Annotated in this window: 13 protein-coding genes; 8 read left to right on the top strand and 5 right to left on the bottom strand. The window is 60.7% G+C overall.

The window, feature by feature from the left end:
* The first annotated feature begins 336 nt into the window (after positions 1-336).
* Positions 337-978, top strand: a complete 642-nt coding sequence (locus ACILRA_RS14865) for an MBL fold metallo-hydrolase (RefSeq protein ID WP_395662869.1) — start codon at positions 337-339, stop codon at positions 976-978.
* 5 nt (positions 979-983) lie between these two features.
* On the opposite strand, the gene ACILRA_RS14860 is transcribed toward ACILRA_RS14865, so the two are convergent.
* The 4 genes from ACILRA_RS14860 to ACILRA_RS14845 all read right to left on the bottom strand — a co-directional run bounded on the left by ACILRA_RS14860 (position 984) and on the right by ACILRA_RS14845 (position 3381).
* Positions 984-1385, bottom strand: a complete 402-nt coding sequence (locus ACILRA_RS14860) for a hypothetical protein (protein ID WP_395662868.1) — start codon at positions 1383-1385, stop codon at positions 984-986.
* A gap of 66 nt (positions 1386-1451) precedes the next feature.
* Positions 1452-2150 carry an HAD family hydrolase gene (locus ACILRA_RS14855; RefSeq protein ID WP_395662867.1) on the bottom strand — a complete coding sequence of 233 codons (699 nt, stop codon included), beginning with the start codon at positions 2148-2150 and terminating at the stop codon, positions 1452-1454.
* A 2-nt stretch (positions 2151-2152) separates the two neighbouring features.
* Positions 2153-2854 (bottom strand): L,D-transpeptidase, encoded by a 702-nt coding sequence (locus ACILRA_RS14850; protein ID WP_395662866.1) that lies wholly within the window; start codon positions 2852-2854, stop codon positions 2153-2155.
* A 113-nt stretch (positions 2855-2967) separates the two neighbouring features.
* The gene (locus tag ACILRA_RS14845) at positions 2968-3381 is read right to left on the bottom strand and encodes a hypothetical protein (RefSeq protein ID WP_395662865.1); all 414 of its coding nucleotides are present in this window, start codon (positions 3379-3381) and stop codon (positions 2968-2970) included.
* Between the two features lie 381 nt (positions 3382-3762).
* Here ACILRA_RS14845 and ACILRA_RS14840 point away from each other — a divergent pair, with 381 nt between their 5' ends.
* The 7 genes from ACILRA_RS14840 (at position 3763) to ACILRA_RS14810 (ending at position 8194) form a co-directional block, all read left to right on the top strand.
* Entirely contained in the window at positions 3763-4509 is a 747-nt protein-coding gene (locus ACILRA_RS14840; RefSeq protein WP_395662864.1) for a lysostaphin resistance A-like protein, read from the top strand.
* A gap of 321 nt (positions 4510-4830) precedes the next feature.
* Positions 4831-5478 carry a DUF2268 domain-containing putative Zn-dependent protease gene (locus ACILRA_RS14835; RefSeq protein ID WP_395662863.1) on the top strand — a complete coding sequence of 216 codons (648 nt, stop codon included), beginning with the start codon at positions 4831-4833 and terminating at the stop codon, positions 5476-5478.
* A complete protein-coding gene (locus ACILRA_RS14830; RefSeq protein WP_395662862.1) occupies positions 5479-5841 on the top strand; it encodes a hypothetical protein in 363 nt (120 codons plus the stop codon).
* A 151-nt stretch (positions 5842-5992) separates the two neighbouring features.
* Positions 5993-6295 carry a hypothetical protein gene (locus ACILRA_RS14825; protein ID WP_395662861.1) on the top strand — a complete coding sequence of 101 codons (303 nt, stop codon included), beginning with the start codon at positions 5993-5995 and terminating at the stop codon, positions 6293-6295.
* Complete coding sequence (locus tag ACILRA_RS14820) at positions 6279-6566, top strand: CopG family antitoxin (RefSeq protein WP_395662860.1); 288 nt, start codon at positions 6279-6281, stop codon at positions 6564-6566. Before ACILRA_RS14825 ends, ACILRA_RS14820 begins: the two co-directional genes overlap by 17 nt.
* Positions 6567-7145: 579 nt before the next feature.
* Positions 7146-7400 (top strand): hypothetical protein, encoded by a 255-nt coding sequence (locus ACILRA_RS14815; RefSeq protein ID WP_395662859.1) that lies wholly within the window; start codon positions 7146-7148, stop codon positions 7398-7400.
* A gap of 185 nt (positions 7401-7585) precedes the next feature.
* On the top strand, positions 7586-8194 hold the full coding sequence (locus ACILRA_RS14810) for a GIY-YIG nuclease family protein (RefSeq protein ID WP_395662858.1): 609 nt from the start codon (positions 7586-7588) through the stop codon (positions 8192-8194).
* 8 nt (positions 8195-8202) lie between these two features.
* On the opposite strand, the gene ACILRA_RS14805 is transcribed toward ACILRA_RS14810, so the two are convergent.
* On the bottom strand, positions 8203-9257 hold a 1055-nt coding region (locus ACILRA_RS14805), incomplete at its 5' end, for a hypothetical protein (protein ID WP_395662857.1).

Genomic DNA, 9257 nt, shown 5'->3' with positions numbered 1-9257 from the left:
AGCAGCGGCATCAGCTGCATGGTGAGGCCGAAGGCGATGTCGCACGCGCCCACCGCCGCCAGCGCAGCGATGATGTTCCCGGTGCGGGAGCGGGCGGGGGTGGCTGCGGTTGTCATGTATCCCGAAAATGGGTTGAACAGATATTCAGCAAGGCTCTCGCGCGCGTTCCGACCAGGTGGAATCACCTGGTCGAAAAGAACTCGCGCAAGTTCAATGGCTTGAGCATGATCTTTTCGCAAAAGTGGTTTCCACTTTTGCGGATCATGCTTTAGACGGCGGCACCCCGCACGGCAAGGTGGTTGCACCCCCTGCGCCGCACAGCTATGCACCCGTGCCATGACAAAACTCCAGGCTTTCATCATTCCGGTGACACCCTTCCAGCAGAATTGCTCGCTCGTCTTCGATGAGGCGCGCAAGCTTGGCGCCATCGTCGATCCGGGTGGGGACGTGCCCACGATCCTCGACGCCATCAGCCAGAGCGGCATCACCATCGAGAAGATTCTGCTGACCCATGGCCATATCGACCATGCCGGAGGTGCTGCCGAACTGAGGGAGAAGCTTGGCGTGCCGATCGAGGGTCCGCATCCGGAAGACCTGTTCCTGCTCGAGGGCCTTGCCCAGTCTGGCGCGCAATATGGCATGGTGGACGCGCGGCCTGTGACGCCCGACCGCTGGCTGAAAGAGGGTGACGGCGTCACCGTCGGCGATCTCACCTTCGCCATCTACGAGGCGCCGGGCCACACGCCGGGCTCGGTGGTGTTCTTCAACGCGGAGAACCGTTTCGCGCTGGTGGGCGACGTGCTGTTCAAAGGCTCCATCGGCCGCACCGACTTCCCGCGCGGTGACCACGCAGCACTGATCCGCTCCATCAAGGAGAAGCTCTATCCGCTGGGCGATGATGTCATCTGCCTGCCGGGCCATGGCCAGCCCTGCCAGATCGGCGAGGAACGGCAGACCAACCCGTTCCTGAACGAGTAGCCGCGCTAGGTCTTCATCTCCACAAGGCGGGACTTCGCGGCGAAATAGGCATCGCCCGTGTTCTTGAACACGCCGCATTCGGCGGGGGCCTTGCCCCAGGCTTCGCAGAATTCCGTTCCGTTGGCCGTCCACTTGCCGGTGCCGCCACCCTTCACGTCGTCCTGAAAGCTGAAGGTGCCGTCGGCATTGTAGGTGATGAAGCCGATGCCGTCCGGGCGGGTGTACTGGAACGTCTTGCCCGCGATCGAGGCGCGGATCTGGGGAGCGGTGAAATCAGAGATCGGCACCGGCGTCTTGTCGGTCGTCGCCGAGGCGCCGTCATTGGTGATGCGCACGCCCGTGGGGCCAGTGGCACCGCAAGCGGCAAGGATGAAGCAGAGCGCCAGGGCGGCAGTCCGCGGGGTCAAGAGTCCGGCTATCACGATGTCATGTCTTTCAGTGGCGTCCGCATCTGCCACAGGCCGCAGGGGCCTTCAAGTCATTTGGCCGATGAGAGATGGCAGCTTGCCAAGATCGGCGATGCGCCGGAATCTTGGGTTGTCCTCTGGCGCGTCTTCATGTTCCAGCGCCCAGGTCATTTCATGCGGCACATGAACGCCAAAGGCGCCGGCGGCGATTGCGGGCACCACGTCGGATTTCAGCGAGTTGCCCACCATCACCGCGCGCGCCGCGCCGTCGCCGTGGCGGGCGAAGATGCGATCATAGGTGGCCTTCGTCTTCTCGCTGACGATTTCGACGGCATCGAAATAGTCGCCGAGGCCGGATTGGGCCAGCTTGCGCTCCTGGTCGAAGAGGTCGCCCTTGGTGATGAGGAGGATGCGGTATTTGCCGGCCAGCTCATCGAGCGTTTCACGCGCATGCGGCAGTGTCTCGACGGGGTTCTGCAGCATCTGGCGGCCGAAGCCGAGAATCTCGGCGATGACGGAGGCGTGGACTTCGCCCTTCGTCACCTCGACCGCGGTCTCAATCATGGACAGGGTGAAGCCCTTCACGCCGTAGCCGTAGAAACGCAAGTTGCGGCGCTCGGCCTCGAGCAGCTTCGCCGAGAGCACCTCGTGCCCGCCATGGGACGAAAGCAGCCCGGTGAAGCGCTGCTCCGTCATGCGGAAGAAGGTTTCGTTCTGCCACAGCGTGTCGTCTGCATCGAAGCCGATGGCGGTGATGTTGCTCAAGATCAGGCCCCGCGCGAGGCGCGCACGATCACCGGCGTGCCGACGATGACGTTGTCGAAAAGCTCCGCGATATCCTGGTTCAGCATACGGATGCAGCCGGATGACATGGCCTTGCCGATCGACTGCGGCTCGTTGGTGCCGTGGATGCGGTAGAGCGTGTCCTCGCCATTGGCATAGAGGTAGAGGGCGCGCGCGCCCATCGGGTTCTCGGGCCCGCCGGGCTGGCCGTTGACCCATTCGCGGGCGCGCTCGTCGCGGTCCACCATCTCGCGCGGGGGGACCCAGCGCGGCCAGCGCCGCTTCATGCCCACCTTGGCGTCACCCGCCCAGGCGAAACCGGCACGGCCCACGCCCACGCCGTAGCGCACGGCACTGCCATAGGCCAGCACGTGGTAGAGGAAGCGGGCGTCGGGATCGACGACGATGGTGCCGGGCATCTCCGGCCCGTCGAATTCCACCATCTGGCGGCGGAACTTCCTGCGGATGCGGCGCGGCGGCACCGGCTCGATCGGATAGTCGATGGGTGACTCGGGCGGCGGCAGCAGGGCAGGGTCGAAATACTGCTCGTCGGAGGGAAAGCCGTCCGCCGGACTGCCGGCGAAGGGATCGCCCTCATGCCGCAAGACCTGGCCTGAGGCGGCGCGCGCGGACAAGCCGAAAGCAAGCACAGACAAAAGCACGTGGCGGCGCGAAAATCGCGTCATCTTCAAATCACCCTGCAAAGTCCCCCGGCACGGCCAGCCCTGAGGGCTATCCTTCCTCCGCGCGGCAGGACTTTGGTCAGGCTGTGGCCCAAATGTGGCGAGGGATCAAACCCTCATGACGCCTGCGTGAACACGGCCTTGCCGGCCTGGAAGGAGCCAGGCGAAGTGCCGCGCGCAAAGCCATAGCAGCTCATCGGCACGCCGCCCGGAAGCCATGGCGCGGGATCGAAGCTCTCGCACAGCTGGCCGTCCTTGGTCGTCCACTTGCCTTTGGTTGTGCCCTTGCCGTCAACCTCGACGAGCGAGGTGCCGTCATCGGCATAGAGGGTGGTGCCAGTATTGTTGGGGCCGGCGAAACGCCAGCTCTTGCCCGCCAGCGTGGAGCGGATCTCGGAGGCCGTCATGCCCTGCGGCGCCTGGGTTTCAATGGACGCGCCGCCTGAACCTCCGGAGGAGCAGCCTGCCAGCAGCAGGCCAAGGGCCGCCAGACCGGCCAGTTGCCGCAACTCCATGATCTTCAAGCCCATCGGCGAACCCCTCAATTGCCCCTGATCGGGGTCTTCATACACAATCACCGCCCGGCAGAATAGGCAGCGCAGCACAATGATGGGCTAGACCTTGAAATCTCGTCAAGATTTTGACGCACCAGCAACACACAACGGATTGCGCCTTCTGGATGTAATTCTTATTTGTTGACTTTATTCCTAAAGTGTGTCATGCAGGCGGTTCGTGCCGTCTGCTGATTGACATCGTGAATTTTCCAACCAGGCCCCACCCCCGGGCGTAGCCTGCCCGCCGCCTCCCCTGCCGTGGCCACGGCAGGGGAGGGCGGCCGCCGCGCGTCCGCGTGGCAGTGCCCCGCATTTTCCGCTAGTCTTGTGCCGCGAATGAGAGCTTGCGAGGGTCTGATGGCTGGCAAGGCGGATGGACGCGGAACACTGAGGCAGGCCGTGCTGGCGGCCATCGGCTACATCGCCATCATGGCGCTGGGCATGTTCACGGCGGGGCATGTCTTCGGCATCACCTATGGCGATCCCGAGATGGTTTATGTGCTGGTGTTCTTCGAGGTGGCGATGAGCATCTATGCCGTGGTCATGGCGCGGCGCATCTTCGGGCACTGGCACTGCGGCTTCGGTCCCATCGACTGGCGCGGCATGTGGTGGCTGGCGCCGAGTTTCCTCGTCATCGCGGTGCTGTTCGCCGCCGCCCTGCTCACCGGCACGGTGAGTGTGTCGCTTCTGGTGCTCGCCGTCATCGTGACGATGATCCTCGTCGGCTTCTCGGAGGAGCTGATGTTCCGCGGCATCGTGCTGAAGGGGGCCCTGCGCGAGGTGAGCGTGCTCAAGGCCATCCTGATCTCCTCCGCACTGTTCTCGTCGCTTCACGCGGTGAACGTGCTGGCCTTCGTGCCGCTGGACGGCATGGTGCAGCAGCTGGTGCTGACCTTCATCTTCGGCCTCGCCATGGCCTGCTTCGCGCTGCGGGTGAACAGCCTCGTGCCGGTCATCGCGTTCCACGCCCTGTGGGACATGGTGCAGTTCCTCGGGGACATCTGGACGTCCAGCTTCGGGCTGCTGGTCTTCATCGGGGTTGTGGTCAACGCGGTGATGGGCGCGGCGCTGTGGTGGTTCGTGCTGCGGAAGCGGCAGGGGTGAGGGGAGCGGCGCGGCCTGCTCCCTTCTCCCGTTGCAAAGCAATGGGAGAAGGTGCCCGAAGGGCGGATGAGGGCCTCTTTCAACCGGCACGGCTCGCGGACAGAGGCCCTCATCCGGCCTGTCGGCCACCTTCTCCCATCCCTTCGGGACGGGAGAAGGGGATGGGGGGAGAGACCTCGCCTCTTCCGTCACTCCGGCCTGCGCCGGGATGACGGGATCGTGAGGGCGTTCCCCGCCCGGCGCGTGGGAGAGGGCTTGCGCCCGGCAGTGATAGAGTGGAAAACTGTATAAAATTTCACTGACATTCACTGGCGAACCTCAATGCCCTCCTGGATCCTGCACCTCGTGAATGCCCGCGGCCAGCTCGCCTCCTGCGCCGATGTGATCCTGAGCGCCTGTGCTGAGGCCGAGGCGCGGGTTGGTGCGGTGACGGCGCCGCTGGCCCTCGACATCGTCATCCGCGCCACGGAAGCCATGCCGGAGGCGCTCTTCGTCAGCGGGCATTGCTATGAGCCCGCCGTGATCGGCATCGGGATCGACCTCACCCAGCCCCACACCGAAGAGCGGCTGCGCCACGAATTGCTGAAATCCCTGTTCCACGAGTTTCACCACGCGCTGCGCTGGGACGGGCCGGGCTATGGCGACACGCTGGGCGAGGCGCTGGTCTCCGAGGGCCTGGCCCAGCGCTTCCTGCATGAGATGATGAACTGCCCGCCCGAACCCTCCGAAGTGGCCGTGCCCGACGATGTCTGCGAGGCCTGGCGCGGCGAGGCCCTCGCGGGCTTCGATGATGCGGCGTATGACCATGCCGCGTGGTTCTTCGGCACCGGCGACATGCCCAACTGGCTGGGCTATACGCTGGGCAGGCGGATCGTGGACCGCTACCTTCAGTCCCACCCGCAGGCCACTGCCCTGAGCCTCGCCCACATGGAGGCGGTCGTGTTCCGCGCCATGCTGGAGGAGGAGTAGATGGTTGCTGACGGCAGTGTTCGCCATCTGTCACTGGCGATGAGTGTTCTTGCCCTGACCTGCCCCTTGCTCTTGATTCCTGGCGTCCGACCCTCTCCAGGGGAAGGGTCAATCGTCATGCCGGTCGTATTTCTGATCATCTTTGCACTGACGCTTCTCAGCGCTCTGAGCACCTATCGAAAGGACCTGCAGTACTACTCCGAGAACAGCATGGAAACGGACAGCAAAGTCGAACTCCATGTGAGGATTCCACGCGGCGCCTCTGGACGGTGGCGATTGCTCTTCTATTATCCCTTTACATTCGCTTCTGTGTCGTTCGGCGTTGCGGCGTCGATCGGTTTTCTGTGGCCGCATTCCGCTTGAACTCTTCTATAGCGTCACTCCGGCGAAAGCCGGAGTCCCGCTTCGGGCTGCTGGTCTTCATCGGGGTCGTGGTCAACGCGGTGATGGGCGCGGCGGGGAGGTCAGACGCGGCATGACTTGACTTGCCATACTTTGTCCATACACTGATGCCATGGTCAAATCCATCAGGTGGAACGAGGAGAAGGGACGGGCGCTGGCGGAAGATGAGGCGCGTGGGCGCGTTGGCTTCGAGGAGTGCGTTGCGGCCATCGCCGCCGGGCGCATTCTGGATGTTGTCGCGAACCCCAGCCTCAATCACCCGTCACAGCGCATGTTCATTCTCGCCATCCGGAATTACGCTTATTGCGTGCCGTTTGTCGAAAGCGATGCCGAAATCTTTCTCAAGACGGTTTTTCCCAGCCGCAAATTCACTGCCATTTATCTGCCGGAGCAAGACAATGACGACCAAGGCTAAGCCGCCGAAGATTGCCGGGTTCCTCGACGAGGAGGAAATGGCGCTGGTCAAGGCCATCGAAGCGCCAGGCTACGCGCCGCGGAGCGAACTGACCCCGGCTGGCAAGAAGGCCTACGCCGCCTCTGCCCGTGCGGCGATGAATGAAACACGGGTGAAGATCTCGCTCCGCATCCCGGAATCCGACCTGCTGCGCCTCAAGGCCAAGGCTATGCGGGAAGGCATGCCCTACCAGACGCTGATCGGCTCGATCCTGCACAAGGCGGTGAGCTAGACGGGCGGCACGGCCGCGTTTGGCTGTTCCCCTTCTCCCATCCTGCGGACGGGAGAAGGGAAAAAGTCTGCCCGCTTCCCCTTCTCCCGTTGCAAAGCAATGGGAGAAGGTGCCCGAAGGGCGGATGAGGGCCTCTTTCAACGGGCACGACTCGCGGAAAGAGACCCTCATCCGGCCTGTCGGCCACCTTCTCCCACCCCACAGCTTCCCCTTCTCCCGTTGCAAAGCAATGGGAGAAGGTGCCCGAAGGGCGGATGAGGGCCTCTTTCAACGGGCACGACTCGCGGAGAGAGACCCTCATCCGGCCTGTCGGCCACCTTCTCCCATCCCTTCGGGACGGGCGAAGGGGACGGGGGGACAGACCTCGCCTCTTCCGTCACTCCGGCGAAAGCCGGAGTCCCGCTTCGGGCGTCCAAAGCTGGATCCCGGCCTTCGCCGGGATGACGGCATCGGGGGATGTGCATGGCCCTCCGGACCTCGCCGCCACCAGGTCCGTCTGGCGCAACCTGCTGAAGCGCGTGGGATACCGGCAGACCGGATCATGGGGCGATGGCGTCACCCTGCCGAACGGCAAGGACGGTGACCTCACCTTCGTGCAGGTCCCGCCGCGCCACGCGGGCCCGCACCTGTCACCGCTGCGGCGTGGGGCTGAACCACCTCGCCTTCCGGGTGGAGAGCCGCGCGGCCGTCGATGCCCTGAGGGCCTGGTGCCGGAAGAAGAAAATCCCCATGCTCTCCGACGAGCGCTATCCCTTCGCGACCGGAGGCACGGATTGTTACGCGCTGTTCGTGGAGGACCCGGACCGGATCAAGGTGGAGTTTGTGGTGGGGTGAGGGGGTGGGGTAGGGCGGAGAAGTTAACCATGCTGCCACTCCGGCCTTCCCCCGTATCGTCGCCCCGGCGGAAGCCTAAGTCGGATGTAGTGAGGATCAAGTCACCTTATCGGGTTCAATGTAGATTATTCAAACAAAATAGTGTTATTTGTGGCTTCGATGGAGTCAACGATGGTATCGAAGGCATGCTGACGCCCGAAGAGTTGCGATTTCTCTCCAGCCAAGGAATTTCTCCCTCCGATGTGTTCGACGGGCGATACTCTCAGAAGAAGCAGGCAGCGGAAGAAGCCAAAAAGTTAGGGAAGCGGCTTGTGCTGGGATCGCCATGTAACAATGGTGGTCACAGACTTCGCACAAGATCTGGTCACTGCGTTCAATGCGATACCAAAAAGATTGCCTACGAAGGTCGGTATTCAAAATCTGGTTATGTTTATATCATGGGTAGTATAAGCGGCCGACTCATAAAAATTGGCACGACAACAAACCTTAAGTCTCGACTATCGTCAGTAGGTGCGGAAGCATACGGAGGTTTTGCGGATTGGGAGTTGCTCATGTCGGTGAAGGTGCCTGAAGCCGGAAAAGTTGAGCAGACAGCTATTCATAGTTTGGGAAGGCACGGAGTTAAGCGAAAGTACATCAAAGATAATAGTCCTCAGACTGCTAGTGAGCTGCTTGAATGTTCATTTACTCAAGCGCTTGTCGCCATAGTAGATGCTATAAATGGGGGGGAGAGCGCAGAGGCGTGGAGATCACCGAGGTGGAAGCTTTATGATTTCACCAAAGTTAATCCTTGAGCTTATGATCAAGCATTTTGCCCAGGATTCTGGAGCAATCTTGGTATGCTCTCAATCAATCCAGTAACGTTGGTTTGCTGGCTGCCCTTTGTATACCCGGTCTCCTGAGGACTAAAGATACAGGAAGCTGCGTGCGTAAGAACGATGTCTCTGTTCTCTGCTGTACCCGCGGCGTCTGACAGAGCTTTGAACGTCAGCAATGCATTTTGTCGATGTCTATTCACAACAGCATTGTGCTGATGAGAAAGGAAATTCTTGCCACACAAGATGATGAGATATGCACCGACAGCAAAAATTAGAGACTTGCTGACAGATAGTTGAATGGCTTCGTAAGTGTTCTGCGGGGATATGTACGGCAGCTTGTGGGCGAATATAGCCAGAATCAAGTACGCAACAGATACCAGTGAAAGAGTGATGATCCGGTTCTCCCAAATCTTTGCCTTTTTTAGGTGATCGTCCCCCTCTGTCTTGAAGTAGTAGGCTTGTTGTGACACTCCCTGCTCGGCAGCTACCTTCTTTATCTCTTCCAGAACACGCTTTGCTTCGACCTCGTGAGATTCTAGGGCTCTACTTAGTTCATTTGCCTTGTCGCTTGCCTGTTGGATCTTTGCGCGTGCCTCTCTTTCCAAGGCGCCATAGTCTTTCTGTCGACTAGATATGTACGATATGATCTGATGTAGATCAGAAAAGTAACTCGCATATGTGCTGCCAAATTGCCCAATTAAAGTTTCCCTTATTGCGCTCGCATTGGGAACCGTCGTCTTAAATTCAAGCGTTTGAGTTATAAAATTAAAAAAAGAGTCGGAAGCGTTCTTGATGACTTGCAGTTGGTTGTCGGGAAGAATGGCTAGATGATCTTCGGGGATCTGTTTGAATAGCTCTACCGTCCTTCTTACTAGCGGTTCTGCGGCTTCAAAATGCAGATCCGCACCAAGTTCGTTGCGCCGGACTAATCCACTAGCATCGATCTCTTGCACTCTGAGAAGAGACGTTCCTGCTTCATCTAATAATGTCATGGATTTGAACCAATTTGTCTGCCACGAGGCAATTTGTAAACCTTGAG

This window comes from Aestuariivirga sp. (genome assembly GCF_044239095.1).
Lineage (GTDB): Bacteria > Pseudomonadota > Alphaproteobacteria > Rhizobiales > Aestuariivirgaceae > Aestuariivirga.
The sequence above is the reverse complement of the archived record's forward strand: the minus strand, read 5'-3'. Positions and strand labels throughout refer to the sequence as shown.

Excerpts from the sequence above, each read along its gene's own strand:
- ACILRA_RS14850 (WP_395662866.1), bottom strand. The coding sequence starts at position 2,854 with ATGACGCGATTTTCGCGCCGCCACGTGCTTTTGTCTGTGCTTGCTTTC.
- ACILRA_RS14840 (WP_395662864.1), top strand. The coding sequence starts at position 3,763 with ATGGCTGGCAAGGCGGATGGACGCGGAACACTGAGGCAGGCCGTGCTG.
- ACILRA_RS14835 (WP_395662863.1), top strand. The coding sequence starts at position 4,831 with ATGCCCTCCTGGATCCTGCACCTCGTGAATGCCCGCGGCCAGCTCGCC.
- ACILRA_RS14845 (WP_395662865.1), bottom strand. The coding sequence starts at position 3,381 with ATGGGCTTGAAGATCATGGAGTTGCGGCAACTGGCCGGTCTGGCGGCC.
- ACILRA_RS14810 (WP_395662858.1), top strand. The coding sequence starts at position 7,586 with ATGCTGACGCCCGAAGAGTTGCGATTTCTCTCCAGCCAAGGAATTTCT.
- ACILRA_RS14825 (WP_395662861.1), top strand. The coding sequence starts at position 5,993 with ATGGTCAAATCCATCAGGTGGAACGAGGAGAAGGGACGGGCGCTGGCG.
- ACILRA_RS14820 (WP_395662860.1), top strand. The coding sequence starts at position 6,279 with ATGACGACCAAGGCTAAGCCGCCGAAGATTGCCGGGTTCCTCGACGAG.
- ACILRA_RS14830 (WP_395662862.1), top strand. The coding sequence starts at position 5,479 with ATGGTTGCTGACGGCAGTGTTCGCCATCTGTCACTGGCGATGAGTGTT.
- ACILRA_RS14865 (WP_395662869.1), top strand. The coding sequence starts at position 337 with ATGACAAAACTCCAGGCTTTCATCATTCCGGTGACACCCTTCCAGCAG.